This window comes from Chromohalobacter canadensis (assembly GCF_029544075.1).
GTDB classification, from domain to species: Bacteria; Pseudomonadota; Gammaproteobacteria; order Pseudomonadales; family Halomonadaceae; genus Chromohalobacter; species Chromohalobacter canadensis_A.
The window spans coordinates 16701-41742 of record NZ_JAJQJH010000013.1 but is presented as its reverse complement, the minus strand read 5'-3'; the positions used below and the strand labels follow the sequence as shown (position 1 = coordinate 41742).

The 25042-nt window shown below is 61.5% G+C and carries 25 protein-coding genes and 1 tRNA gene; 19 read left to right on the top strand and 7 right to left on the bottom strand.

Going from position 1 to position 25042, the window contains the following annotated elements:
- Positions 1 to 16: 16 nt before the first annotated feature.
- Together rapA and LUN51_RS14095 are read right to left on the bottom strand one after the other, a co-directional pair.
- The gene (rapA, locus tag LUN51_RS14100; protein WP_277811750.1) at positions 17 to 2959 is read right to left on the bottom strand and encodes an RNA polymerase-associated protein RapA; all 2943 of its coding nucleotides are present in this window, start codon (positions 2957 to 2959) and stop codon (positions 17 to 19) included.
- A 121-nt stretch (positions 2960 to 3080) separates the two neighbouring features.
- Positions 3081 to 3884, bottom strand: a complete 804-nt coding sequence (locus LUN51_RS14095; protein WP_277811749.1) for a TlpA disulfide reductase family protein — start codon at positions 3882 to 3884, stop codon at positions 3081 to 3083.
- A 142-nt stretch (positions 3885 to 4026) separates the two neighbouring features.
- Here LUN51_RS14095 and LUN51_RS14090 point away from each other — a divergent pair, with 142 nt between their 5' ends.
- Entirely contained in the window at positions 4027 to 4275 is a 249-nt protein-coding gene (locus LUN51_RS14090) for a hypothetical protein (protein WP_277811748.1), read from the top strand.
- 9 nt (positions 4276 to 4284) lie between these two features.
- Here the strand turns inward: LUN51_RS14090 and LUN51_RS14085 are convergent, their stop codons facing one another.
- The 4 genes from LUN51_RS14085 to ispB form a co-directional block, all read right to left on the bottom strand.
- Positions 4285 to 4701, bottom strand: coding sequence for a hypothetical protein (locus LUN51_RS14085; protein WP_277811747.1), 417 nt, complete (start codon positions 4699 to 4701; stop codon positions 4285 to 4287).
- Between the two features lie 471 nt (positions 4702 to 5172).
- Complete coding sequence (locus tag LUN51_RS14080; protein WP_277811746.1) at positions 5173 to 5787, bottom strand: Fic/DOC family protein; 615 nt, start codon at positions 5785 to 5787, stop codon at positions 5173 to 5175.
- Positions 5788 to 6016: 229 nt separating this feature from the next.
- Positions 6017 to 6093 (bottom strand) — tRNA-Pro (locus LUN51_RS14075).
- 81 nt (positions 6094 to 6174) lie between these two features.
- Positions 6175 to 7149, bottom strand: a complete 975-nt coding sequence (gene ispB, locus LUN51_RS14070) for an octaprenyl diphosphate synthase (RefSeq protein ID WP_277811745.1) — start codon at positions 7147 to 7149, stop codon at positions 6175 to 6177.
- Positions 7150 to 7422: 273 nt separating this feature from the next.
- Here ispB and rplU point away from each other — a divergent pair, with 273 nt between their 5' ends.
- From rplU to LUN51_RS13995, 15 genes are all read left to right on the top strand, one after another.
- Positions 7423 to 7734: a 50S ribosomal protein L21 gene (gene rplU, locus LUN51_RS14065; RefSeq protein WP_097023999.1), complete on the top strand. Its 312-nt coding sequence runs from the start codon at positions 7423 to 7425 to the stop codon at positions 7732 to 7734.
- A 33-nt stretch (positions 7735 to 7767) separates the two neighbouring features.
- Positions 7768 to 8025, top strand: a complete 258-nt coding sequence (rpmA, locus tag LUN51_RS14060) for a 50S ribosomal protein L27 (RefSeq protein ID WP_040239264.1) — start codon at positions 7768 to 7770, stop codon at positions 8023 to 8025.
- An 85-nt stretch (positions 8026 to 8110) separates the two neighbouring features.
- Positions 8111 to 9298: an Obg family GTPase CgtA gene (cgtA, locus tag LUN51_RS14055; RefSeq protein ID WP_246925121.1), complete on the top strand. Its 1188-nt coding sequence runs from the start codon at positions 8111 to 8113 to the stop codon at positions 9296 to 9298.
- Between the two features lie 26 nt (positions 9299 to 9324).
- Positions 9325 to 10461 carry a glutamate 5-kinase gene (gene proB / locus LUN51_RS14050; protein ID WP_246925137.1) on the top strand — a complete coding sequence of 379 codons (1137 nt, stop codon included), beginning with the start codon at positions 9325 to 9327 and terminating at the stop codon, positions 10459 to 10461.
- A gap of 207 nt (positions 10462 to 10668) precedes the next feature.
- Complete coding sequence (gene rpsT / locus LUN51_RS14045; RefSeq protein ID WP_040239257.1) at positions 10669 to 10935, top strand: 30S ribosomal protein S20; 267 nt, start codon at positions 10669 to 10671, stop codon at positions 10933 to 10935.
- Between the two features lie 178 nt (positions 10936 to 11113).
- Positions 11114 to 12625 (top strand): murein biosynthesis integral membrane protein MurJ, encoded by a 1512-nt coding sequence (gene murJ, locus LUN51_RS14040; protein WP_246925274.1) that lies wholly within the window; start codon positions 11114 to 11116, stop codon positions 12623 to 12625.
- A gap of 75 nt (positions 12626 to 12700) precedes the next feature.
- Positions 12701 to 13768: a bifunctional riboflavin kinase/FAD synthetase gene (gene ribF / locus LUN51_RS14035; protein WP_246925151.1), complete on the top strand. Its 1068-nt coding sequence runs from the start codon at positions 12701 to 12703 to the stop codon at positions 13766 to 13768.
- 9 nt (positions 13769 to 13777) lie between these two features.
- On the top strand, positions 13778 to 16618 hold the full coding sequence (gene ileS / locus LUN51_RS14030; protein ID WP_277811744.1) for an isoleucine--tRNA ligase: 2841 nt from the start codon (positions 13778 to 13780) through the stop codon (positions 16616 to 16618).
- Positions 16619 to 16668: 50 nt separating this feature from the next.
- Positions 16669 to 17214 (top strand): signal peptidase II, encoded by a 546-nt coding sequence (lspA, locus tag LUN51_RS14025; protein WP_277811743.1) that lies wholly within the window; start codon positions 16669 to 16671, stop codon positions 17212 to 17214.
- On the top strand, positions 17211 to 17654 hold the full coding sequence (gene fkpB / locus LUN51_RS14020; RefSeq protein WP_035415327.1) for an FKBP-type peptidyl-prolyl cis-trans isomerase: 444 nt from the start codon (positions 17211 to 17213) through the stop codon (positions 17652 to 17654). The genes lspA and fkpB overlap by 4 nt, the downstream gene beginning before the upstream one ends.
- Positions 17655 to 17715: 61 nt before the next feature.
- On the top strand, positions 17716 to 18669 hold the full coding sequence (gene ispH, locus LUN51_RS14015; protein ID WP_035415324.1) for a 4-hydroxy-3-methylbut-2-enyl diphosphate reductase: 954 nt from the start codon (positions 17716 to 17718) through the stop codon (positions 18667 to 18669).
- Positions 18670 to 18799: 130 nt separating this feature from the next.
- Entirely contained in the window at positions 18800 to 19321 is a 522-nt protein-coding gene (locus LUN51_RS14010; protein WP_277811742.1) for a GspH/FimT family pseudopilin, read from the top strand.
- Entirely contained in the window at positions 19318 to 19731 is a 414-nt protein-coding gene (gene pilV / locus LUN51_RS14005) for a type IV pilus modification protein PilV (protein ID WP_277811741.1), read from the top strand. Before LUN51_RS14010 ends, pilV begins: the two co-directional genes overlap by 4 nt.
- Positions 19722 to 20363, top strand: coding sequence for a PilW family protein (locus tag LUN51_RS14000; protein WP_277811740.1), 642 nt, complete (start codon positions 19722 to 19724; stop codon positions 20361 to 20363). Before pilV ends, LUN51_RS14000 begins: the two co-directional genes overlap by 10 nt.
- The gene (locus tag LUN51_RS13995; RefSeq protein ID WP_277811739.1) at positions 20363 to 22609 is read left to right on the top strand and encodes a polymer-forming cytoskeletal protein; all 2247 of its coding nucleotides are present in this window, start codon (positions 20363 to 20365) and stop codon (positions 22607 to 22609) included. The genes LUN51_RS14000 and LUN51_RS13995 overlap by 1 nt, the downstream gene beginning before the upstream one ends.
- Position 22610: 1 nt before the next feature.
- Here LUN51_RS13995 and LUN51_RS13990 read toward each other — a convergent pair whose 3' ends face one another.
- A complete protein-coding gene (locus LUN51_RS13990) occupies positions 22611 to 23117 on the bottom strand; it encodes a GspH/FimT family protein (protein ID WP_277811738.1) in 507 nt (168 codons plus the stop codon).
- Between the two features lie 101 nt (positions 23118 to 23218).
- On the opposite strand from LUN51_RS13990, the gene LUN51_RS13985 reads away from it, so the two are divergent.
- Genes LUN51_RS13985 through LUN51_RS13975 form a run of 3 tightly spaced genes read left to right on the top strand, consistent with a single transcriptional unit; the run spans position 23219 to position 25039 of the window.
- Complete coding sequence (locus tag LUN51_RS13985; protein ID WP_431355579.1) at positions 23219 to 23680, top strand: type IV pilus modification PilV family protein; 462 nt, start codon at positions 23219 to 23221, stop codon at positions 23678 to 23680.
- Positions 23643 to 24410: a PilW family protein gene (locus LUN51_RS13980; protein ID WP_277811736.1), complete on the top strand. Its 768-nt coding sequence runs from the start codon at positions 23643 to 23645 to the stop codon at positions 24408 to 24410. The genes LUN51_RS13985 and LUN51_RS13980 overlap by 38 nt, the downstream gene beginning before the upstream one ends.
- A 29-nt stretch (positions 24411 to 24439) precedes the next feature.
- Positions 24440 to 25039, top strand: coding sequence for a pilus assembly PilX family protein (locus LUN51_RS13975; RefSeq protein WP_277811735.1), 600 nt, complete (start codon positions 24440 to 24442; stop codon positions 25037 to 25039).
- The last annotated feature ends 3 nt before the right edge of the window (positions 25040 to 25042 follow it).

Below are 25042 nucleotides of genomic sequence, written 5' to 3'. Positions count from 1 at the left end.
GCCTCTCAACCTAGGTTTACTCGGGTGGGTCGACGGTGACGATCACGCGCACTGCATCGAGGCGTAGCCGTGTGGCATCGATGGCCGTATCCAGCGCCTGGCGCTCGTGGGCAAGGGCATCGATTTCCGCATCGCGCACTGCCGGGTTGTGGCGTGCCAAGGCCTTGAGGCGGGCCAGTTCGGTGTCCAGCGTCTCGCGCATGCGCGTCTGTGCAGCTTCGACGATGCTTGGCAACTCGTTATCGGCCTCGCCTTCGGCGTTGGTCAACAGCTCGCGCAATTGCGCATGGCGCGACTTGATCAGATCTCGCGCCACGGCCTTCTTGACCTTCTTGAGGTTCTTCGCAAGGCCCCCGAACGAGACCTTCTGGGTCAAGTTGGCACCCGACTCGTCGAGCAGCAACCGAACCGCCGTGGGTGGCAAGAAGCGCCCGACATTCAGGTGCCGAGGCGCCGGACAATGGGTCCGGAACACCAGCTCGGCCATCAGCCGGCCACCGGGAATCGAGGGGTGCTGAAGCAGCGCCAGTGCAGTGTTGCCCAGGGTGCCGTCAAGGATGCGCTCCATCATTTCGCGCACCAAGGGGTGTTCCCAGGAGAGGCGCTGCACGTCGTCGCGGGCCAAGGCGCGCTGCCGGTCGAACGTCGCCGAGAAGCCTTCCTCGCCTTTGACCAGTCCCGGCAGGCCGTCGAGCATGTGCGGTCCCGCCAGCAGGTGCTGGATATCGTTACCCAGGTCGCGACTCTCGACGCCGAACACGTCCAGAGCCTTGTCGACGTAACGTGGCAGTGTGGTGTCTTCGTCCAACTCGCGAATGGCCTCGGTGACGGCCTGGGCGCGTTCCGGGCGGCAAGCATTCCATTCCAGCAGCCGGTCGCGGCCGGCCTCATGCTCAGTGAGGCGACTTTCGAAATAGGCACGTGTTTCCTCGATGACCTCAGCGAGGGAGTCGTTATCGAGCAGGGAGTCGGCCACGGTATCGCCGAAAGCATTGTAAAGCTCGCTGCCGATGCCATGCGGGGCGTTGAAGGCACGCATGCCTTCATCGTACCAGCGCAGCAGCCGCTCGCCGGGGCTATCTTCGAATACCGGCACGTAGATTTCGATGGCGTGTTGCTGGCCGATGCGGTCGAGGCGGCCGATACGCTGCTCGAGCTGATCGGGATGCGCCGGTAGATCGAACATCACCAGATGCCGGCAGAACTGGAAGTTGCGCCCCTCGGAGCCGATTTCTGAGCACACCAGCACCTGGCAGCCGTCTTCGTCGTCGGTGAATGCCGCCGCGGCCCGGTCACGCTCGATGAGCGTCAGGCCTTCATGGAAGACCGGCGCCTGGAGGCCGCCCAGCACGCGCAGTGCCTCGCTGAGGTCGCTGGCGGTTTCGCGGTCGTGGGCGATAACCAGCACCTTGTCGCGGCCAACCTCGGTCAAGCGCTCCAAGAGCCAGGTAACGCGCGGGTCGATTTGCCACCAAGGTTCGGTATTGAGCGAAACGTCGCCCGGCGAATCGTCGCACAGCGCACGATACATGGCGTCGGGATAGAGCAGCACCTCGGGATGATCGAGGCCGGTGGCGATCAGAAGGTCATCGAGGTAGTCCATGTCGCGATCCAGCTTACGCAGTTCGCGGCGGTAGCTGGAAGGCGGAGTCAGGCGCGTGACGTGCAAATGGCGCTCCGGGAAGCCGGCGACATGGCGGCGGCTGTTACGGAACATCACGCGGCCGGTGCCGTGGCGGTCGAGCAACTGTTCACGGAGCTGGCGGCGGGCGCTATGGCGCTGCGCCTCATCGCTTTCGGGGTCGAACAACGTCTCGAGCAGCGCCTGGCTGTCGGCATCGTCGATGACGGCGCCCACGGCGTCGCGATCCGTGGCATCGCCAGGCAGGCGTTCGAGGGCGTCTACCGCATCGGCGACCTTGGCGTAGCCCGCCTCTTCGGCGGCGAAGGCCACCAGGCTGGTGTAGCGCTCGGGGTCGAGCAGGCGCAGCCGCGCGAAGTGGCCGGATTGGCCCATCTGCTCGGGCGTGGCGGTGAGCAGCAGCACGCCGTCGATGACGCGCGCCAACTGCTCGACGCAGGCGTAACCCGGGCCGCTGGCCTCGGGGCTCCAGCCGAGATGATGGGCCTCGTCGACGATCAGCAAGTCCCAGTCGCAGGCCTGGGCCTGAGTCTGGCGGTGCGGGTTGGCGAATAGCCACTGTTGGCTGGCCAACACCAGTTGAGCACTCTCGAAAGGGTTGCCGACGCTGTGTTGGCTTTGCTGTTCGTCGAGCAGCGTGAAATGCAGCGAGAAGCGGCGCAGCATCTCGACCAGCCATTGATGGCTCAGGCTGTCGGGCACCAGGATCAGGGCGCGCTCAACGCGTCCGGTGAGCAGCAGGCGATGTAGTATCAGGCCGGCTTCGATGGTCTTGCCCAGGCCCACTTCGTCGGCAAGCAGTACGCGTGGCGCATGACGGCGCGAGACCTCGTCGGCGATGTACAGCTGGTGGGGGATGAGGTCCACACGTGGCCCGGCCAAGCCGTTCGCCGGGTTCTGGGCAATGCGGTGATAATGGTGCAGGGTGCGGTAGCGCAGCTCGAACCAGTCGTTGCGATCGACTTGGCCGGTGAGCAGTCGGTCGCGCGCTTGCTGAAAGCGCATGCTATCGGCGAGGCGGCTTTCGGGAAGCTCGTCGTATTCGCCGTCTGCCGTCTCGACGATATAGACCAGTAGCCCGTCGCGTTCCTTGGTGTCGTCGACGGTCAGCGTGCGGCCGTCGGCGGCTTCGATCCGGTCGCCGGCGCCGAAAACCACGCGGGTCAGCGGCGCCTGGCGAACGCTATAGGTGCGCGTTTCCTGGCTGGCGGCAAAGAGAACGGTCACGCTTCGGACGTCACAGCTCAGGATCGTGCCCAGCCCCAGCTCGGCTTCGCCGTCGCTGACCCAGCGCTGGCCCGGAATGAATTCGCTCATGATGCCTCGGGATGATGATGTAACGGTGCGTGGCGCGCCGTCTTGCCGGGGGAGCATGCAAGACGGCGGGGCGCGGTATTCTACCGGAAAGCGGCGAAGGGCTTAACAGGCGATTGCGTTTTCAGGTCGTGGACGACAGCCAGCGCATGAGATGCGCCGTGGGAATCTCGCCCGTCTGGTAATCGCGCAGCCTGCCATGGGCGTCGAGACGCAGTGTCAGCGGCAGTTCGGGCATCCCGAAATAGGCCTGTAGGCGTTGTTGTGGGTCACGCAGGTCATGGGGGAAGGAGGCATCCCGGGCATCGAGATAGCGCGCGGCTTGCAGCAGGGTCTGGCCTTCGTTGACCGTCACCACAGTAGCGGTATCGCGATTCAGGTCGGTGAGCCGAGCCAACGTACGGCGGCATGCCCGGCAGTCGCTGCGCCACAACACCACGATGAGCGGAGACGCCGACACCAGCGTTTCGATGGACGTCGGCGTGCCGTCGAGTGCCTTCAATGTCAGGCTAGGCAAATGCGAGGGCGGAGGATCGCCCGCCAGCGGTTGCCAGGCGTTCAGCCCCCACCATAGCGCGCTGCATACCATGAGCGCGCCAGTGGCTCGTCGCATTTGGTGCACGGGCAGGTTGCGCAGGCACCACAGTGTCCATGCGACGGCGCCGAGCAAGGCGCCCAGCGGGTGATACCCGGACTGCCACAACGTGATGGCCTCGAACGGCGCCTCGCGGTAAGCCTCGGGATGAAGCGCGATGTATACCAGACGAGCCCCGATCAGCGCTGCCACCAACGTACCGCTCAACCACTGGCGTCGCCGTGTGCCGGGTAGGCGCAATAACGCGCCCAGCGCCAATAGTGCGAGCGCCGCGACGGCGGCGTATAGAGGCGCAGATGGAAGTGGCACGTGGCCGAGCATGATCGGCGGCATGGGATCCTCATGGTGGCGATGACGAAATGCGATCCAGACACGTTACACTAACCCCCTCGGGGTCGCCTCTTTAACGAGCATGGTGGCTGGGTTGAAGCCCTCGCGCGGCGGGCGTCAGTGCGAGGCGAAAGGAGGAACATGCATGGTGAGTTCGCGCTATGGGATCGATGGGTTGCGCGCGGCAGCCATCGCCAGCCAGGCTCTGGGATTCATCCTGATCATGACGCTGGAAACGTGTCTGGGCGACGCGGCGCGCCCCTGGCAAGGCATGACCCTGGCGCTGATGCTCCTTGCCGCATGCTGGGTGGCGCTAATGCGTCGCTATCGCCGCAACAAACAGCGCCGGGCCATGGCCGAGCGGGTCAGACGGGCGAAAGAAGATGATGAGTGATGGGGCACGTCAAGGTGCCAGCCTGTGCGGGCCCAAGTGTTGGCAGCGGGATGGGTCGAGGGCCAGTAGCATCAGTTGCCAATCGCCGGGTAGCGGCATGGTCAGCACCCGCCAAGCACAGCCACGCGATGCACTAGGATGTTCACGCGACGTTTCCAGGCAGCGCGCGCCTTGGCTGGTCAATCGGGGGGCAAGATGCTCGAACTCCGCATTGTCGGCTTCCAGGCGTAGCGTGCTGGCGGATGCCTCAGGGTGCTCTTCAAGCAGTAGCACATGACTGTTATGGCCTTCGCAGTGGAGTTCAAGATAAGCGCTGTACGGAGTACGCAACAAGACCGGCAATGCCAGATGCGTTTGCAGCCACTCCAGCAAGGGGGTGAGTCGAGCGACATGAAGCGCGGCGGGTTCCAGTGATAAGCGTTGCATGATGGACTCCCAAGACGCCGATGGGCGTATCCATCAGTATGGACGCTGACGCGCCGCTGGAAAGCACTGCATGGCTATGATGCGGATACACCATGCCTATCGACGTTTTGGTGCAAACGTTCTGGTGAGCGTACTGGCAAAGAGAAGAGTAAGAAGGTTGGCACATCCGTGTGCCACGGGGCTTCCTAGCTTGGTTACCATGACGGGCGGAACGCGATGTTTCGATAACTCAGGTTAAGGAATCGAAGTGGCGGGGCCAGGACGAGAACCTGAATGCAGGTTCTTGGGAAAACGCGTAAAATAGAGTCTATCGAATGAGGAGGACTTCCATGACAGCTTCCACAGCGTTCAAAAAACGTCGCACAGTGGATCGCAAAGCTCTACTGAAGGCCGTTGCCACGTCCACTGCCGTGGAAACCGGTAAGTCTAGCCACGCTATTGAGACAAAGCTGAGCACTAGCCAGTCCCGCTTCAAGTCCCTGCCGCTTTACTGACTCGTTCTATCATCGGCCCGTAATCGCCGCTCAGGCCGGCGTGGATCGCGCCTATGTAGGCGTCTTTGTTCTCGATCCAGTCGTGGTAGTCCAGCAGGTTCATCCCCGCCTGATAGGCCATGGCATCGGCCAGCAGACGCGCGATGCGTCCATTACAATCCCGGAAGGGATGGATCAGAATTAGCTCGACATGCACCTGAGCGATGACTCTGATGGCTGCCTCTCGGGTCATGCCACTACATGGCGTCAGTGGGCTCAGCCATTTCTTGTCTAACTGATGCAGTAAATTGGGTAGCTGGGCCGCTGCCGCAAACGGAAAGCCGTCCTTTTCCAGGTTGACCTGGCGCTCCTCCCCCGCCCAGTCGTAGAGGCTACCCAGCCAACGGCGATGCCAGTGCTTCAACGTCTCGGTATCGATGGACTGGTCTTCCTCCAGCGTGCTGAATACGTCTTCATAGAGCTTGAGAAGCAGCTCGGTTTCCGCTTCATCCAGGCTTTCCTGATCGGTAAGGCCCAACTTGTTGGCCATGACCTTGCCATCCGAGCCAGGCTCGGCACTGCCTTGGGCACCGGGAGCATGATAACGGCTCATGGGTTGCTCCTTTCGGTTCTTGTTATCCGCATGCTTTCAGGTTTTACGCTTTTCTGGCACCTGCCAGCAACTTCTTGTCTCGATAAGCTCAAGCAGACGCCGCTCGTGCAGCACTTGTCCCATTATCAGCCTTGGCTGAGGACTTCTCGATGTGTGGAACCTGGAGGGCGCAGCAACGAAAAACGGCCACCGCTCTGATGAGCTAAGTGGCCGTTTTTACTGATGTTCTTGGTCGGAGTAGCAGGATTCGAACCTACGACCTCTGCCTCCCGAAGGCAGCGCTCTACCAAGCTGAGCTATACTCCGTTCGCGCCGGGGGTGCCGGCTCGACGGGGCTGCATTATACGCATCCGCGATGCGCGCGCAACCCTTTTGCGAGGCGGCGGGTCAGGTCTGGCGCTCGACAGCGAGATGGGCGAGTTCGGCCATGCTGTCGCGGTAGCGGCTTTCGGGTAGCAGCTCGAGTTGGGCCAGCGCACGGTCGGCCATTTCCACGGCGCGGCGGCGGGTATATTCCAGAGCGCCGGTGTCGTTGACGATGGCCAGCACCTCGTCGAGATGGTCGAGTCCGCCCTGGCGGATGGCGCGGCGAATCATCTTGGTCTGTTCGGTATCGCCGGCGGACATGGCATGGATGAGCGGCAGTGTGGGTTTGCCCTCGGCAAGGTCGTCGCCGACGTTCTTGCCCATGGCATCGGCGTCGCCTTGATAGTCGAGCAGGTCGTCGACGAGCTGGAAGGCCAGGCCTAGATAGCGCCCGTAGAGCTGGAGTGCTTCTTCCTGCGCGGGGCTGGCTTCGGCGAGTACCGCGCCGCTGTGGCTGGCAGCCTCGAAGAGCATGGCGGTCTTGCCCTGGATGGTCTCGAAGTAGGCGGCCTCATCGATATCGGGGTTGCCGATATTGGTCAGCTGCAACACCTCGCCTTCGGCGATCACGCAGGTGGCGCCGGAGAGAATCTCCATCACGCGCATCGAGCCGACCTCGACCATCATCTGGAACGAGCGCGAGTAGAGGAAGTCGCCGACCAGCACCGAGGGGGCGTTGCCCCAGGCATCGTTGGCGGTGGCCTTGCCACGGCGCAGGTGTGATTCGTCGACCACGTCGTCATGCAACAGCGTCGAGGTATGCATGAACTCGATCAGCGTGGCCAGGGTCACGTGGCGCTCGCCCGGATAGCCCAGCGAACGCGCCGCGAGCAGCACGAGCAGAGGACGCAGCCGTTTGCCGCCGCTTTCGATGATGTAGTGGCCAATGGTTTCGACGAGGGGAACCCGGGAAGCCAGTTGGGCGAGGATGGTGCGATCGACGGCGGCGAAATCATCCGCGACCGCCGCATGAAGAGGCGATGCGTTAGGCTGCATGGGTCGGCTTGTCGCAAAAAGGGGTTGGGCCGGCTCATTGCGGCCTTGGGCTCAGGCTATGCTAGGGGGCCCCCCGAGGGGCGTCAAGGCGCACGCGGTGCCTGGAGTCGGAGCGCGCCATTCGTGGCACGAAAGACACTTGCCCGGTACGCGAGAGTGTCGCTATAATGCGCGGCTCGACTCATCATGCTCCCTGTCAGATGGCTGCCGGAAGGGGCGCCACTCGCCGCAGGCCGATGAAGAGCGCAATCCCGATGAGTGCTGGAGAGTGACATGTACGCAGTTATCAAAAGCGGTGGCAAGCAGTACCGCGTTCAGGAAGGCCAGACCCTGAAGCTCGAGAAGCTGGAAGTGGCCACGGGTGAAACCCTCGAACTCGACCAAGTTCTGCTGGTCGCCGATGACGATGACGTCAAGGTCGGCGCGCCGTTGGTCGAAGGTGCCAAGGTGACGGCGGAAGTCGTTTCCCATGGTCGCGGCGAAAAGGTGCAGATCATCAAGTTCCGTCGCCGTAAGCACCAGATGCGTCGTCAAGGCCATCGTCAGTGGTTCACCGAAGTCAAGATCACTGGAATTTCCGCTTAAGCGATATTCCCTAGATAACGCGAGGTATTTGCAATGGCTCATAAAAAGGCTGCCGGTAGTTCTCGTAACGGTCGCGATAGCGAATCCAAACGTCTTGGTGTCAAGCTGTTCGGTGGCCAGGCGGCGACCGCCGGCAACATCATCGTGCGTCAGCGTGGCACCAAGTTCCACGCGGGCAGCGGCGTTGGTATTGGCAAGGATCACACCTTGTTCGCTCTGAACGAAGGCGTAATCAAGTTCGAGACCAAGGGTCCGAAAAACCGCAAGTTCGTGAGCGTCGTCTCCGCCTGAGACCGCCGCGAACGGTGAAAGAAAAGGCCCCGCTCAGGCGGGGTCTTTTCGTATAGGGCGGCCGTAGCCGTCGGGAGAAGTGTCCATGCAATTCGTCGACGAAGCCTCGATCATTGTGGAGGCCGGCAAGGGCGGCAACGGCTGCCTGAGTTTCCGGCGCGAGAAGTACGTTCCCAAGGGCGGGCCGGACGGCGGCGACGGTGGGCACGGCGGCAATGTCTACCTGATCGGTGACGACGCCCTCAATACGCTGATCGATTTCAAGTATCAGCGTTTCTACAAGGCGCCCAATGGGCAGCCTGGCCAAGGCCGTCAGATGAGCGGTCGCAATGGCGAGGACCTGTACGTCAAGGTACCGGTGGGGACTACGGTGATCGACGAGGATACCCTCGAGGTAATCGCCGATGTGACCGAGATCGGCCAAGTCGAGCTGGTGGCGCAGGCGGGCCGCCGAGGGCTGGGCAACATTCATTTCAAGTCTTCCACTAACCGGGCGCCGCGCAAGACGACGCCGGGTACCGAGGGCGAGCGCCGCAACCTGCGCTTCGAGATGAAGGTGATGGCCGATGTCGGCTTGCTGGGCGTTCCCAATGCCGGCAAGTCGACGCTGATTCGTGCCGTCTCGGCCGCCAAACCCAAGGTTGCCAACTACCCCTTCACCACGCTGGTGCCCAATCTCGGGGTGGTCAAGTTGGGTACGCATGAGCATTTCGTGATGGCCGACGTGCCCGGGTTGATCGAAGGCGCGTCCGACGGCGCGGGCCTGGGGCTTCGGTTCCTCAAGCACCTGACCCGTACGCGGTTGTTGCTGCATGTCGTTGATGTGGCGCCGTTCGATGAAAGCGATCCCGTGGAGAGTGCGCGGGCTATCGCGTACGAGCTTGAGCAATTTTCCACCACGCTGGCCGAACGGCCGCGCTGGTTGGTGCTCAACAAGCTCGACTTGCTCCCCGAGGAGGAGCGCCAGGCGACGGTCGACGATATCGTCGCGCGCCTGGAATGGGCGGGGCCGGTGTATCGGATTTCGGCGATTAGCAGCGAGGGCACCCAGCCGCTGGTACAGGCGGCGCATCGCTGGCTGACCGAGCAGCGTCAGCTCGAGGCGGAAGACGAGGTGGCCTTCGAGCATGAGCGCGAGATGCGTCAGCGCATGGAAGACGAGGCCGTGGCGCGTACCGAAGCGCGCATGTCGCGCAAGCGCAAGCCGGTCCAGGAAGATGACGATGACTTCGACGATGATGATTACGATGTCGAAGTGGAATACGCCCCCTGAGCCAAGGCAAGAAGGGAGAGAAGCCGGTGAGTGAGTCGCAGTCGGCAAGCCGTGATGCCTTGCGTGGTGCGCGGCGTGTCGTGGTCAAGATCGGCAGCGCATTGTTGACCAACGACGGCCGTGGTCTCGATGCCGAGGCCATCGGCGGTTGGGTCGATCAGATTGCCTCCCTACATGCGCGTGGTGTCGAGGTCGTGCTGGTCTCGTCCGGGGCGGTGGCCGAGGGCATGGCGCGTCTGGGCTGGGCATCCCGGCCCTCGGCAGTGTATGAACTGCAAGCGGCTGCCGCGGTAGGGCAGTCGGGGCTATCGCAATGCTACGAGGGTCACTTCGCGCGTCACGGTCTGCGTAGCGCGCAAGTGCTTTTAACGCATGATGATCTGTCCGACCGCAAGCGTTACCTCAATGCGCGCTCGGCGTTGCGCACGCTGGTCGCGTTGCGTGTGGTGCCGGTGATCAACGAAAACGACACCGTGGTCACGGACGAGATCCGCTTCGGCGATAACGATACGCTGGGCGCGCTGGTGGCCAACCTTCTGGAAGCGGACGCGCTGATTCTGCTCACCGATCAGGAAGGTTTGTTCGATGCCGATCCACGCCACGATCCCGAGGCGCGGTTGATCAGCGAAGGGCGTGCCGACGATCCTGCCCTGGCGTTGGTGGCCGGCGATGGCGGTGCCTTAGGGCGCGGCGGAATGACGACCAAAGTGCGTGCTGCGCGCCTGGCGGCACGCTCCGGTGCGTTGACGGTGATCGCCAGTGGGCGTCAGGCGTCGGTGCTAACGCGGCTGGCGGAAGGTGAAACGTTGGGTACGTTGTTGATGCCGGATCATGCGCCGTTGGCAGCGCGCAAGCGGTGGCTGGCTGGGCAGCTTCAGGTGCGCGGCACGCTGGTGCTCGATGATGGCGCGGTCGAGGTACTGCATCGCCATGGATCGAGCTTGCTGCCAGTGGGCGTGCGGCGTGCCGAGGGCGTCTTCAAGCGCGGCGACATGGTGGTCTGTGTCAACGAGCAAGGTGCCCGAGTCGCCAAGGGGCTGGTCAACTACGGCAGCGACGAAGCACGTCGTATCGTGGGTCAGCCCAGTCATCGTATCGAGACGTTGCTTGGCTACATGGAATCGCCGGAGCTCATTCATCGCGATAACTTGGTCATCATCTGAGGGCGTGATGTCGAGGAGTCGATCGGTGAACCTATAGCCGTTTCCACGCGGACCATGCTAGAATGCCGCATCCTCTCAGACACGGCCCGTTGATGGGGCGCCTCGCGAGTGGCGATCCCGTTTTGGCCGATTCGCGTGACGTAGTAAAAAGTCATACGAATCAATTTCTTACAGAATATGACTGTCAACATCTCCAAGGAGTAGACGGTGGCGAACACCAAACAGGCCCGTAAACGCGCCCGCCAGGCGGAGCAGCGTCGTCAGCACAATGCCAGCCAACGCAGCATGGTGCGCACGTATATCAAGCGCGTCGTCAAGGCGATCCAAAGCGGCGATCACGGTCAGGCCATGGCCGAGCTCAAGGCGGCACAGCCGGTCATCGACCGCATCGCCGACAAGGATGCGATCTCCAAGCGTAAGGCTGCACGCATCAAGAGTCGCTTGAACAAGCGAATTAAGGCCCTGGCTGCCTGAAGCCGGGACTTGGCGTTAACGCGTGAAAAAACCGGCTTCGGCCGGTTTTTTTGTAAGTGGCGCTTGGGCGTCGGAGGTGTGGAGGTAGTCGGTGACGGGTAAGCAATCGCAGGCAGCGCCGGAAGACGGCGAGTCGGCAGCGAAGCGACCGGCGCGTGGCGGTCTGTTGCGCTCGGGGATGGTGGTCAGCACGATGACCATGCTCTCGCGCGTGCTGGGGCTGGCGCGCGATGTCGTGATCGCGGCCTTGTTCGGGGCCGGCAGCGGTGCGGATGCCTTCTTCGTCGCCTTCAAGATTCCCAACTTCATGCGCCGCCTGTTCGCCGAGGGCGCCTTCAATCAGGCATTCATTCCGGTGCTGTCCGAGTATGCCACCCAGCGGACCCGTGAAGAGGTACGCGAACTGCTCGATGCGGTATCGGGCAGTCTTGGTGTGATACTTGCCCTGCTCAGCGCCGTGGCGGTGCTCCTCGCGCCCTGGCTGGTGTGGCTATTCGCGCCAGGCTTTAGTGCTGACCCGGGCAAGCTGGCGCTGACCGCCGACATGCTACGTTTGACGTTTCCCTACCTGTGGCTGATTTCGCTCACCGCCTTCGCGGGTAGCGTGCTCAACACCTGGAACCGTTTCGCCGTGCCGGCGTTCACCCCGGTGCTGCTCAACCTGTCATTGATCGGCGCGGCGTTGGGCCTGACGCCCTGGATGCAGGACCCGGCCATGGCGCTGGCCTGGGGGGTACTGATCGCGGGTGTCGTTCAGTTGGGGTTTCAGGTGCCGTTCTTGGCACGTTTGGGGCTGACGCCGCGCCCCTGGCCCAACTTCCGGCACCCGGGCGTGCGTCGCATCCTGGCGCTGATGGCGCCGGCGTTGTTCGGGGTGTCGGTGTCGCAGATCAATCTGTTGCTGGATACCGTGCTGGCGTCTCTGCTGGCGTCGGGTAGCGTGTCTTGGCTCTACTACTCGGATCGCCTGGTGGAGTTGCCGCTGGGCGTATTCGGTGTGGCACTGGGCACGGTGATCTTACCGGCCCTCTCCAAGCGCCATGCCGAACAGTCGCCAGCGCACTTCGCGAAGATGCTCGACTGGGCGCTGCGCGCAGTGCTATTGATCGGGCTGCCCGCAGCCTTGGCTTTGGTGCTGCTGGCCGAGCCATTGCTGGTGAGCTTGTTCCACTATGGGGCGATGACGGATCACGATATCGTGATGGCGGCGCGCAGCATGCGGGCTTATGCGTTAGGTCTGTTGCCCTTCATGCTCATCAAGGTGCTGGCGCCGGGGTACTTCGCGCGCCAGGACACCAAGACGCCGGTTAAAATCGGGGTCGTGGCGATGGTCGCCAACATGGTCTTGAACCTGTTGTTGATCTGGCCGCTAGCGCATGCAGGACTGGCACTGGCCACGGCGCTGTCGGCGTTTCTCAACGCCGGCTTGTTGGGTTGGGGGCTACAGCGGCGCGGCGTACTGATGTTTCAGCCGGGTTGGGGACGCTACGCGTTGACACTGGGCGGCGGCTGCGTCGTCATGGGTGCCGGGCTTTGGTGGTTATGCCCCGAATGGCATCAGTGGCTGGCCTGGGGTGTATGGCAGCGCGCGGCGACACTACTTGGACTGACCCTAGGCGGTGCCCTGGTCTACTTTGGATGGCTGGCGCTGTGCGGTGTGCGCCTCAGGCATTTCCGTCTGGGTGGCTGATGGTAGGGCAGGCATGGCTGTCAGTTGTGGCCCCCTTGGTTATAATCGAACGTTTCACCGGCATATGAACGGCATATGGAACTGATCAGAGGACTGCACAATCTGCGTGAGGCGGGCCCGTGCGTGGCGACGATCGGCAATTTTGATGGCGTGCATCGCGGCCATCAAGCGATCCTCGATCAGCTCAAGAGCCGCGCCACGGCGTTGGGATTGCCGATGACGGTGGTCGTCTTCGAGCCCCAGCCACGCGAGTATTTTGCCGGCGAGCAGGCGCCGCCTCGTTTGAGCAGGCTGCGCGACAAGGTCGAGCTGCTGGCCGAATACGGCGCCGAGCGCATCGTCTGCCTACCCTTCAATGCTGCTCTGCGAAGTCTGACGGCCGATGAGTTCATCGAGCGCGTGCTGATCCGCGGCCTGGGGGTCAAGCATCTCGTCGTGGGTGACGACTTTCGTTTTGGCTGTGACCGAGCGGGCGATTTCGCATTGCTGCAACGCGTGGGCGAGCGCCGTGGTTTTGAGGTCGAGCATACGCGCACTTTTGCCCTCGATGATGAGCGCGTCTCAAGTACCCGGGTACGCACCATGCTAGCCAGCGGCAACTTCGCCCAGGCCGCGCGGTTGCTGGGGCGTCCCTACCAGCTCTCAGGGCGTGTGGTTGCCGACCGGCAGTTGGGGCGCACCATCGGCGTGCCTACCGCTAATCTGCCGTTGGCGTCGCGCTCCCTTGCACTACGCGGTATCTATGCCTGCGTCACGCGGCTGCCTGATGGCCGCGAGCTGCCGGGGGCGGCCAACATCGGCTGGCGTCCCACGGTAGGCAGTACGCGGCCGGTGTTGGAGGTGCATCTGTTCGATTTCGAAGGTGACCTCTATGGCCAGCGTCTTACGGTCGTGCCCTGTGCACGGCTGCGAGGCGAGGTCAATTTTGCGGGGCTGGAGGCCCTGACGCGTCAGATTCATGCCGATCTGGCGCAGGCACGTCGCTATTTTCGTGCGGCCACACCGCTCGATGCCACCGCACTCGAGCTGCCGTGCGCTTCGACTGGCTGGACTTATCCGCTGGCCTCGGCGCCCTTGGCGCCCGAGCCTTCGACTTCCGACTCCTCGGCCGGCTCTCGCCCGGCTGACCAAGACGATGGCTGACCTTCCGCTATGAGCGATTACAAACATACCCTGAACCTCCCCGAGACCGACTTCCCCATGCGTGGCATGTTGCCCAAGCGTGAGCCGGGGCGGGTATCGCAGTGGCAGGACATGAACCTCTACGAACGCTTGCGCGACGCGCGCGCCGGCCGCGAGAGCTTCGTGCTGCACGATGGCCCTCCCTACGCCAACGGCAGTATTCACATCGGTCATGCCGTCAACAAGATTCTCAAGGACATCGTCGTCAAGTCGAAGGCGCTGGCGGGGTACGATGCGCCCTACGTGCCCGGCTGGGACTGTCACGGCTTGCCCATCGAGCACAAGGTCGAGACCACTCACGGCAAGCATCTCGGCGCCGGTGAAGCACGCGATCTATGTCGCGAGTACGCGGGGGCGCAGATCGAAGCGCAGAAGACCGACTTCGTGCGCCTGGGCGTGATCGGCGACTGGGAGCACCCCTACCGGACCATGGACTTCGCCAACGAAGCGGGTGAGATCCGCGCGCTGGCCAAGATGGTCGAGGGCGGCTACGTCTTCAAGGGCTTGAAGCCGGTCAACTGGTGCTTCGATTGTGGCTCGGCCCTGGCCGAGGCGGAAGTCGAGTACGCCGACAAGAAGTCCGATGCCATCGATGTCGCCTTCACCGCCGCCGATCCCGCCAAGTTAGCGACGGCGTTCGGGCTCACGTCGCTTGATAAGCCGGCGGCGATCGTCATCTGGACCACCACGCCGTGGACCATTCCCGCCAACCAGGCGCTGAACGTGCATCCCGACTTCACCTACGCCCTGGTCGATACCGGCGAGCGGCTGCTGGTGCTCGCCGAGGAACTGGTCGAAAGCTGTCTAGCGCGCTATGGCCTCGAGGGCGATGTCGTGGCCACGACGACGGGCGCGTCGCTGGAGTTCATCACTTTTCAGCATCCTTTCTACGAGCGCGTGGCGCCGGTGTATCTCGCCGATTACGTGACCGTGGAAGAGGGCAGCACGGGGATCGTCCACTCGGCGCCGTCCTACGGCCTGGACGATTTCATGACCTGCCGCGCGCACGGCATGAGCTTCGATGACATGCTCAACCCCGTACAGGGCAATGGCGTGTACAGCGATGATCTGCCGTTCTTCGGCGGGCAGATGATCTGGAAGGCCAATCCTCAGATCGTCGACAAGCTGCGTGAAGTGAACGCGCTGATGGTGCACACGCCGATCACGCACAGCTACATGCACTGCTGGCGTCACAAGACGCCGGTCATCTACCGCGCGACCGCCCAGTGGTTCGTGGGCATGGACCGCGAGGACGATACGGGGCGCACCCTGCGTCAGCGCGCCTTGGACGGCGTCGAGGCGACGCAGTTCGTTCCCGCCTGGGGCAAGGCGCGCCTGCACTCGATGATCGCCAACCGTCCCGACTGGTGCATTTCGCGCCAGCGCAACTGGGGGGTGCCGATTCCGTTCTTCCTGCACAAACAGACCGGGGAATGGCATCCGCGCACCGTCGAGCTGATGGAAGATGTCGCCAAGCGCGTCGAAGCCGAGGGCATCGATGCCTGGTTCCGTCTCGACGCCCGCGAGCTGCTGGGCGACGAGGCCGACGACTACGAGAAAGTTACCGATACCCTGGATGTGTGGTTCGACTCCGGCACCACCCATTGGCACGTGCTGCGTGGCTCGCATTCGCTGGGGCATGCACAAGGGCCGCGCGCCGATCTGTATCTCGAAGGTTCCGACCAACATCGCGGCTGGTTCCATTCGTCGTTGCTGACCGGATGCGCCATCGACGGCCATGCGCCCTACAAGGCGCTGCTGACACACGGCTTCACCGTCGACGAGAAGGGCCGCAAGATGTCCAAGTCGATGGGCAACGTCATCGCGCCGCAGCAGGTGATGGACAAGCTGGGCGCCGATATCCTGCGCCTGTGGGTCGCCTCCACCGACTATTCCGGCGAGATGGCGGTCTCCGACGAGATCCTGAAGCGCACCGCCGACGTCTACCGGCGTATCCGCAACACCGCACGCTTCTTGCTGGCCAACTTGAATGGCTTCGATCCCGCGCGTGACGCCGTGGCGTTCGAGGACATGCTGGCGCTGGATCAGTGGGCGGTGGATCGCGCGGCGCAACTTCAGCAGCGCATGCAGACGGCCTATGACGACTACCGCTTCCGTGACGTCTATCAGCAGGTGCACGACTTCTGCGCGCACGAGCTGGGCGGCTTCTATCTGGATGTGATCAAGGATCGCCAGTACACCACCCAGGCTGACTCGCTCGCGCGCCGCAGCTGCCAGACGGCGCTCTATCATGTGGTCGAGGCGTTGGTGCGCTGGGTGGCGCCGATTCTGTCCTTCACCGCCGAGGAAATCTACGAGGCCATCCCCGGCACGCGCGGCGATAGCGTGCTGCTGGAGGAATACTATCCGCACCTGGCGACCCTGAAGGCGGATGCCGTGATGGGGCGTGAGTTTTGGTCGCGGGTGCTCGAGGTCAAGCAGGCGGTCAACAAGTGCCTGGAAGACGCGCGTAACGCCAAGGTGATACGCAATAGCCTCGCTGCCGAGGTCACGCTTTACGCTGATGATGGTATGCGCGAGACCTTGTCGCAGCTCGGCGATGAGTTGCGTTTCGTGCTATTGACCAGCGAGGTGCATCTGGCGTCGCTGAACGCGGCGGGCAGCGAGCAGGCCGAGGCCAGCGAGCTCGACGGGCTCAAGGTGGGCGTGATGGAAAGTCCGCACACCAAGTGCGAGCGCTGCTGGCATCACCGCGCAGATGTGGGGACGCATGCCGCTGATCCGAACCTGTGCGGTCGTTGCCTTAGCAACCTGCCCGATGGGCCGGGTGAAACGCGCCGTTATGCCTGATGGCGCATCACGGGCCATAGCGCCGCTTGATCATGATATGAGAGGCTCGAATGAACGACGCTGCAACGCCTGATCGATCGGTATTGCCGCCCATGAAGCGGCCCCTGCGCTGGCTATGGCTGGCGCTGCTGGTGATCGTGCTGGACCTGGGCAGCAAGCTGCTCGCCAGCACTCATTTGATCTATGCACAACCGGTCGAATTATTGCCGGTGTTCAATCTGACGCTTTTGCACAACACCGGCGCGGCATTCAGCTTCCTGGCCGATCACGCCGGGTGGCAACGCTGGCTGTTTGCGGCCATCGCTCTCGGCGTTAGCATCGGCCTGACCGTATGGTTGACGCGTCTCAAGGCCGATGAACGTCTCTCGGCCGCAGCGATTGCGTTGGTGATCGGTGGCGCGTTGGGCAATCTCTATGATCGCCTGGTGCATGGCTATGTGGTCGACTTTCTGTCGTTTCATTGGCAGGGAAATTACTTCCCCGCCTTTAACTTGGCCGATACCGCCATCACCTTGGGAGCCATTGGTTTGATTCTGGCCTCCCTGCGTGACGGCCGACGACACACGGCAACATCCGATAAGAGAGACGCCCCATGAGTGAGTACCGCATCGGCGATGGGATGGAAGTGACGTTGCATTTCACCGTCAAATTGGAAGACGAGACGGTGATCGACTCCACCCGCGACAAGGCACCGGCGACGTTCCAGGTCGGCGATGGTAACCTGCCGCCGGGGTTCGAGACCCCGCTCAAGGGCATGACCGATGGCGAGACAGGTCGTTTTACCATTACCCCCGAGCACGGCTTCGGCCAGCACAATCCGCAGAACGTGCAGCGCCTGCCGCGCGATCAGTTCGACGACGAGCTCGAGGTCGGTACGATGATGTCGTTCACCGACCCGGGTGGCGGCGAGCTGCCCGGCGTCATCGCCGAAATCGACGAACGTAATGTCGATGTGGACTTCAATCACCCGCTGGCGGGGCGTACCCTGACCTTCGAGGTGGAGGTGATCGAGGTTCGCCCGGCCACGACCCATTAAGTTTTGACGGGCGCACGCCGCCCATCGATACGATGCCACGACGCATCGAGGCGAGGTAAGCATGCAAATCAAGCTGGCCAATCCACGCGGTTTCTGTGCCGGCGTAGACCGCGCCATCGAGATCGTCAATCGCGCGCTCGATGTGTTCGGGCCACCCATCTACGTGCGTCACGAAGTCGTCCACAACCGCTTCGTGGTGGATAGTCTGCGCGAGCGCGGGGCGGTATTCGTCGAGGAGTTGCATGAAATCCCCGACGACGTGATCGTCATCTTCTCCGCCCACGGCGTGTCGCGTGCGGTCCAGGAAGAGGCCGAGCGGCGTGGACTGCGTATCTTCGACGCCACCTGCCCGCTGGTCACCAAGGTGCACATGGAAGTCCTGCGCTACGCCAAGCGTGGCCAGGAGTGCGTGCTCATCGGGCATGCCGGCCATCCCGAGGTCGAGGGCACCATGGGGCGCTACGATACCTCCTTCGGCGGTCAGATCCATCTCGTCGAGGACGAGCAGGACGTGGCGAGCCTCGAGGTCAACGACCCTGACCGGCTGGCATTCGTCACCCAGACCACGCTGTCCATGGATGACACCTCAAGGGTCATCGATGCCCTGCGCGAGAAGTTCCCGCGTATCGACGGGCCGCGCAAGGACGACATCTGCTATGCCACCCAGAATCGTCAGGACGCGGTGCGTGAACTGGCTAGCGAAAGCGGCCTGGTGCTGGTGGTGGGCAGTCCCAACAGCTCCAATTCGAACCGCCTGCGGGAATTGGCAGAGCGCACCGGCACGCCGGCGTATCTGATCGATACCGCCGAGCAGATCCGCCCCGAATGGGTAGATGGCGTGGAAACCATCGGCATCACGGCCGGTGCTAGCGCACCGGAAGTCCTCGTCCAGGCGGTCATCGACCGGCTCAAGTCGCTGGGCGCCGAGGATCCCAATGAACTCGCCGGGCAGGCGGAAGACATCGTCTTCTCCATGCCCAAGGAACTGCGAGAGCAGGTGATCGCCAGCACGTGAGAGGTGCCGCGTCTTCGATGTGATGTGAGCGTTACAATTCGTTGCAAAGTACGCTACATTGACAAAGCGCATGGGGTATTGCCCCATGCCGCGTACGTAACGCGCCGCTTCACCGATCAGGAAGTCGTACGTGCCGCATCGTGCTTATCGCCTTCGCCACGTGTCGCATAGCCGTGGTTTTTCCCTCCTCGAATTGCTGATCGTGCTGGTGATCTTCGCGATCATGGCAAGCATCGCCGTGCCCAGCTTTCAGTCCTTGCGCCAGCAGCAACAGCTCACCGACGCCAGCAACGAACTAGTCGCCGCGCTGCGCCTGGCGCGTGGTGAAGCCATCATGCGCGAGGCCGATGTCACGATGAGCCCGGCTACGGGCAAGAACTGGGCAAAAGGCTGGCGGATAGCCGACAAGGATAAAAATACGGTCGTAGTCCATGAGCCGTTGCCGGCCCAGCTCAGCGTGGGTGGTGAGAACGCCCAGCCTCCCGATGAAGTCACTTTCAATGATCTGGGATATCCCGATTCTGATGGCGAATGGCGTCTCAGTCATGCGGGACTGTCGGGCGACGCCTCACGCCAAGTGTGCTTGACGATGACCGGACGAGCTTATGTCGCTGAGCAGGATGACGAGAATGGCGAGGAGTGCGACGCATGATCGAGTCACCGGCACAGCGCCCTCCTCATCGCCAGCAAGGTTTCGGCCTAATCGAAGTGCTGGTCGCACTGACGATTCTCTCCGTCGGCATGCTCGGGCTCGCCGCGATGCAGCTCAACTCGTTGCAGAACGCACGCGAGAGTCTCAATACGACAATCGCCACCATCATGGTTAGAGACATGAACGAACGCGCCTGGGCGCAGCAGGATGAGACTTGTAAAGATATTAAGAGTAGCTGGAAGAATTATGTCGCTAATTTTGAAGGACTTCCCTCGGCTCATGGGGAGGGGGAAAATATCAGGAATGGCCTTTATGACCTTGAGATCACGTGGCAGGGCCATGGAGACCCGGGTGACGCAAACTATGAGCCTCCGCACGTGAACTTGGTGGCCTTCTTGCCATGCAACTGAGCCAGCGGATGAATAACCAACATCGCCAACGAGGCTTCACGCTGATCGAAATGATGATCAGCATGTTTCTCGGCTTGATTATCCTCGGTGGCACGATCACGGCTTACCAAGCGATCAGTAGTGTTAGTGAGCAGCGGGATAACTATTACAAGCTGCAAGACGAGCTGATGTATATACATCGGGTACTATCTTCGTCAATCAAGGTGGCGAAGTCTGTCAAGATAGAAGAAAGTAGTAACGGGAATAAGCTTGTCTTGGCGTCGTCAGAATCGGTAGAGAATAGAATAACCTGTCCAGGAGTGGGGTCTGATCAAGATGGCCAAACCACTGCTGGGTCTGTTGTTTACCAATCTGACGGTTCCGATTTTTTATGTCAACCTAAGGGCAGAAAGATAGTTGATTTGTCGTCTGCGGGTAAGGTCGGTATAGAAGCGATTCGCTTTTGCCGTTTGCTCGAAGAAGGTGAAAAGGGATGCAAGACAGGTGAAGGCCTAGACGGTGTCGTCGTATTTATTGATTACTATGACTGGGATTGCGATCCAAGTAATGAGGCATGTGAAAGTAAAGCCTTGTCCTTTCATTTGGCTGCGCGTGATATCAATGATTCCGATAAGCCTAAAGAGGATAAATAATGAAGGCATCAAAACAGTCTGGGTTCGTGCTCGTCGTGGGAATGCTGCTGCTGACGGTGGCGTCCGGGGCTGTTATTTCCGGCATGTCCGTCAATAAGTATCAAGAGCGTCAGGCAGGTAATTATGTGCGAACCAATAATTATGAGGCGGGCGCGGACGAGGCTTTTCGACGCTTTGAAAGAGAAAGCTGGGGAGAAGAGGTTAAGGCAGTAGTGGAAAAAAGGCTTGGTGGTTCCGAGAAAGGTACGATCATTTTTCCCCGTGAGGACGACGAGAACTGGCTTCCTAGCGGTGAACGTGAGAAAAGAGCACGGGAGCGCAATGGGGAAGAGGAGCAGGATGAAGATGGTGGTGATGAAGATATTAAGTACGCTTTTACTCGAGCAGGAATTAAAGAGGTCGTAAAGCTCGAAGGCGATAGAGTGAAGGTGGTTTTTTGGGGTGAGAAAAGGCTGAGTGGCTATGATGAGAATGACGCTTCCGAAAATAACAATGGGCGCGATGTGTTGCAGGCCGTTTACTCTATAAATAATGATGAGCAATCTGGTGATGAGCAACCCGATGGTGCTTATCAAAACGTGTTGCTCGGCTGCGAGGGTGTTGACGCATCAGGCGGTGGAGTTATCGATAGTTACGATTCCCGTGATGGAAAGTACGGTGAAGGTGGCAATGCTAATAAAAGTAATGCCACCATAAAGTCCAACTCTCAGGAAAGTGATATTGTCTTGGGTACTGGGAAGCCGGTCTACGGAGATGTAGAGTCTGCGGGGCGAATTATCGTCGGTAACTCTGGCACGATTCATGGCGATCTGAAAGCGAACGACGATATCGTGATAAATAATGGTGGTGCCGATATCCAAGGCGATATTAGCAGTCGTGGTTCGGTCGAGATGCTAAATGGAGGTAGTGTTTCAGGCAGTATCCTCGCCAATCGAGATGTCACGATCAATGGCGGTGGCGCGAAAGTCGGCGGGGGTATTAGTAGCCGGGGGGCGGTTACGTTAAAAGGTGGAGCGGTTGTGGGCAATATCCTCGCGAACCGGGATGTGGCAATAGAAGGTGGCGGCGCAGAAGTCGGCGGAGGGATCAATAGTCAAGGCGCGGTTACGTTAGAGGGCAGCACGGTTTTGGGCAGCATCCTCTCTAAGCTAGATGTCACGATCAACGGAGGTGGGGCACAAGCGGCGGGAGATGTCAGCTCGCAAATGTCCGTTCGCTTACCTGACAGTGGAACCATCAGTGGCAATGTCGTGGCGAATACGGAAATCGTTACCGGTAGCTGGAGTTCGCGCATCGGAGGTAATGCTACGGCACCGAAAGTGCATACAACCGTGAATAAGCGGGATGTGGCAAACCAAGTGGGCGGCACCATCAACCTCGTCTCACCAGATGTTGCTGAGGCCCCTGAAGCCCCTGAGGCTTCTAAAGTGGAAGTTGAGCAGCAAAGCTGTGAAGCTTTTACATCCACGACAACCAAGGGCGCGACGATTAGTGACTTGATCGATGCGCTGCCAGATGCCTCGTCGGGGAGCCTATCGATTGGTGGTGGCAGCCAGACTTATACGCTGACGCCGAATGGGCTCCAGGTGTCGTCTGATCGTAATAACAACAGCGTGCCGAATCCCGAGCGCTACAAGGTCTCACGCGACGTCCCGGTCGATGGCATCTTCCCCGAGCCCACCAACGTCCTTGTGCTGGACAGTTTTTCGCTGGGTGGCAGTGCCAACTTCGTCGTCGACGGCGGCGACATGACACTCTACGTCAAAGGCGATGTCGATATTGGCGGCGGTGCCACATTCAGCGTCGCCGAGGGCAGTTCGTTGAAGATCGTCACCGAGGAGGGGCGTTTCAACCTGGGCAGCAATCTCAATGTGGCGTCCGACAGCGTGACCGATGATGAAGGCAATCCCATCCTATCTCTCTACTCGGCCTATGACGATGAGGGTGCCAGCGGCTGGAACGCTGGCGTCAATATCACCGGAGCCTCCGCATTCAAGGGCACCATCTTCGCGCCTTACAGCACCGTCAATGTTGCCGCTGGGGGGGGATTGTATGGTGCCGTGAAAGGACGGCGTGTCGAGGTTTCCGGCGGTGCCGGCATTCACTATGACGAAGCACTGATGGAGTCGACCGTTGGTACGGGCGGTGGTGGAGACGGCGATGGCGGTAGTGGTGACAACGGCGATGATAACTCCAGCGCCTCCGGTTGGTCTCTAGAAGGCTTGTCATACGGCAATGCGGACTGAGTCATCGCGCGCAGGCAGTGTCACCATCGGGCAGGCGCTCGATGCGTACCCGGCCGCCACGGCTCAGCACGATCCGCCGTGCCGGTGTCGTCGCTTTGGCCGTGCACAGATAGAAGCTGCCAATCTGAAAGCTGCCGGAGGCACGGATCGAGTAGCCGTTCGACGCGTAACGCACGTAGCGACGCAAGGGCTGATTGGCGTGCAGCCGGAGTCCGCCGGGTGGGGCGCCACCCGCGCGTAGTGTCGGCTCCGAGGGCGATTGCTCGCCATCGTCGTCGCGATCGGCGAATATGCGCCAGCCCTGTTCCCAGCCATCTGGCTCACCCACCATCATCACCGGCACGCCTTGGCGAATAGCCTCGCTGCGCGCGTAGTAAAGCGCCTGATAAAGCGTATGACTGGCGGCCTGCAAGCGTTGATCGCGTAGCACATGACCCATGGCGGGAACGCCTTGGGTGGTGAGCAGGCCGACGATGATGATGATCACGAGCAATTCGAGCAGTGTCATTCCTCGCATGTGCCACGATGTTGGATGCATCGATTGCCTTACTTTATATTAGTATTTACTTTGTTTGTTTATAAAGTAGTCTTGGCAGTCGAGCAAATACGATGAGGGCAACACATAGGGGCGCGCGGTCACGGCATGGATGTACGCCGGGTTTCAGCTTGATCGAAGTGCTGATCACGCTGTTCATTTTATCTTTCGGCATGCTGGGATTGGCGGCTACGCAGACCCAGGCACTGCGTGCCCAGCGGCATGCCGATGCCGAGTCTCAGGCGGTGCAGCGGGTGGGGGCCATGCTCGAACGCTTGCGCATCGACCGCCACGGCGCGCTGGCCGGTGCCTATGATCAGCCGTGCAGTGACGACCCCGGCAACGCCGCATCGGCCCAGGTAAGTGCCTGGCTGACCGGACTGGTTAGCGCGCTGCCCCAGGCGCAAGGCTGCATCGAGGTGACGGGCGATGACGATGTGGCGACGGCGATGGTGAAGGTGGTCTGGCGATCGCCGCGTGTGAGCTGGAGTGATGACGATGGGCAGCGGCAATATCGATTACAGACCCGACTTTGAGCGACCCATTCCGGGGCGGCGCCATCAAAGCGGGGTGTCGCTGATCGAGTTGATGGTGAGCCTGGCGCTGAGCATGATCGTGCTGCTTGGCGTCATTGACCTGTTCATTGCCTATCAGCATCAGTACCGCTTGCAAACGCAACTGGCTCAGGTGCAGGAGAGCGGTCGCTTCGTGACTGACGTGCTGACACGGGAGCTACGCAAGGCGGGGTATGCCGAATGGCAAAAGGCGCAGACCTTTCCGGCGACATCGCAATTTGCCCAGGGCGCTATCGTGGCGGGGAACGGCAGCACCTTGCGGGTCCGCTATTACGGCAGCACGGATGAGCCTCTGCAGGATTGCCTGGGCGGGGGGCTCGAGAGTGCTGACATCACGCGGGCGACGCTATCGCTGAACGCCTCGCAGGGGCTGGACTGCGCGGTGGATGGTGCGTCTCCCCAGCCGCTCGACGCGAATGTCGAGGCCATGGCGCTGCGCTATTTCGTCGAAGGTCGTTGGCGCCGCGCCGCGGGCGTCGGCGATTGGGCCAGCGTCAAGGGCGTGAGCATCGAATTGCTGGTGGCGTCGCGACAGAATGGGCTCGTCGATACGGCATCATCCTATGTCTTCGACGGCGAAACCGTCACGGCGTTGGATCGTCGCCTATATCGGGTGTACGCCACGAGCGTGGCTCTGCGTAATGTGGCATCTCCGCCGCTTGTCACCTCGCAGGGAGAGACGTCATCGTGAGCGTCAGCGGCCCCTCTCGGGAACGGGGCATGACGCTGATCGTCGCGCTGATTCTGCTGATGGCGATGACGGCGTTGGGACTCGCCGGTCTGCAGGGCGCGGTCCTGCAGGAGCGCATGGCGCGCAATGTCATGGATCGCCAGGTGGCGTTTCAAGCAGCGCAGGCAGCGCTTAAAGAAGGCGAATGGCGATTGCGTCATGCGGATTACACACTGCCCGATGCTCAAGGCGACTGCGCGGCGCCTGATTGCCTGATGCCACAGGCGTCGCATGCCAGCCAATGGTCGGCCGCTCGTTGGCGACGTGACGGCGTGGCATATGGCGATAGCGGGGCACCCATCCCCTTCGATACCCACGAGCCGCCCCGCGTGACGCTGGCTGCCCTGACGAGCTCGTGTCCCGAGGTCGGCGCGCCCTGCCAAGCACGTATCGAGATGACCGCGTTTGGCTGGGGCAGGCGCCAGGTAACGCATGCGTTGCTCAAGCGTCGCGTTACGCTGATGTTGCCTCGCGAGTCAGGCGAGGCGTTGATTCAAGCCCGCCGGGCGCAGGCCGATAATCACGACACGCGCGTTACCCGTTCTTCCGAGGGGCCCAGTCGTCCGGCGTGGCGCGAGGTCTTGCGCTGAGTA

Coding starts and splice junctions, on each gene's coding strand:
- rapA (WP_277811750.1), bottom strand. CDS start 2,959: ATGAGCGAATTCATTCCGGGCCAGCGCTGGGTCAGCGACGGCGAAGCC.
- LUN51_RS14095 (WP_277811749.1), bottom strand. CDS start 3,884: ATGCCGCCGATCATGCTCGGCCACGTGCCACTTCCATCTGCGCCTCTA.
- LUN51_RS14090 (WP_277811748.1), top strand. CDS start 4,027: ATGGTGAGTTCGCGCTATGGGATCGATGGGTTGCGCGCGGCAGCCATC.
- LUN51_RS14085 (WP_277811747.1), bottom strand. CDS start 4,701: ATGCAACGCTTATCACTGGAACCCGCCGCGCTTCATGTCGCTCGACTC.
- LUN51_RS14080 (WP_277811746.1), bottom strand. CDS start 5,787: ATGAGCCGTTATCATGCTCCCGGTGCCCAAGGCAGTGCCGAGCCTGGC.
- ispB (WP_277811745.1), bottom strand. CDS start 7,149: ATGCAGCCTAACGCATCGCCTCTTCATGCGGCGGTCGCGGATGATTTC.
- rplU (WP_097023999.1), top strand. CDS start 7,423: ATGTACGCAGTTATCAAAAGCGGTGGCAAGCAGTACCGCGTTCAGGAA.
- rpmA (WP_040239264.1), top strand. CDS start 7,768: ATGGCTCATAAAAAGGCTGCCGGTAGTTCTCGTAACGGTCGCGATAGC.
- cgtA (WP_246925121.1), top strand. CDS start 8,111: ATGCAATTCGTCGACGAAGCCTCGATCATTGTGGAGGCCGGCAAGGGC.
- murJ (WP_246925274.1), top strand. CDS start 11,114: ATGGTGGTCAGCACGATGACCATGCTCTCGCGCGTGCTGGGGCTGGCG.
- ribF (WP_246925151.1), top strand. CDS start 12,701: ATGGAACTGATCAGAGGACTGCACAATCTGCGTGAGGCGGGCCCGTGC.
- ileS (WP_277811744.1), top strand. CDS start 13,778: ATGAGCGATTACAAACATACCCTGAACCTCCCCGAGACCGACTTCCCC.
- lspA (WP_277811743.1), top strand. CDS start 16,669: ATGAACGACGCTGCAACGCCTGATCGATCGGTATTGCCGCCCATGAAG.
- fkpB (WP_035415327.1), top strand. CDS start 17,211: ATGAGTGAGTACCGCATCGGCGATGGGATGGAAGTGACGTTGCATTTC.
- ispH (WP_035415324.1), top strand. CDS start 17,716: ATGCAAATCAAGCTGGCCAATCCACGCGGTTTCTGTGCCGGCGTAGAC.
- pilV (WP_277811741.1), top strand. CDS start 19,318: ATGATCGAGTCACCGGCACAGCGCCCTCCTCATCGCCAGCAAGGTTTC.
- LUN51_RS14000 (WP_277811740.1), top strand. CDS start 19,722: ATGCAACTGAGCCAGCGGATGAATAACCAACATCGCCAACGAGGCTTC.
- LUN51_RS13995 (WP_277811739.1), top strand. CDS start 20,363: ATGAAGGCATCAAAACAGTCTGGGTTCGTGCTCGTCGTGGGAATGCTG.
- LUN51_RS13990 (WP_277811738.1), bottom strand. CDS start 23,117: ATGACACTGCTCGAATTGCTCGTGATCATCATCATCGTCGGCCTGCTC.
- LUN51_RS13985 (WP_431355579.1), top strand. CDS start 23,219: ATGAGGGCAACACATAGGGGCGCGCGGTCACGGCATGGATGTACGCCG.
- LUN51_RS13980 (WP_277811736.1), top strand. CDS start 23,643: ATGGGCAGCGGCAATATCGATTACAGACCCGACTTTGAGCGACCCATT.
- LUN51_RS13975 (WP_277811735.1), top strand. CDS start 24,440: ATGACGCTGATCGTCGCGCTGATTCTGCTGATGGCGATGACGGCGTTG.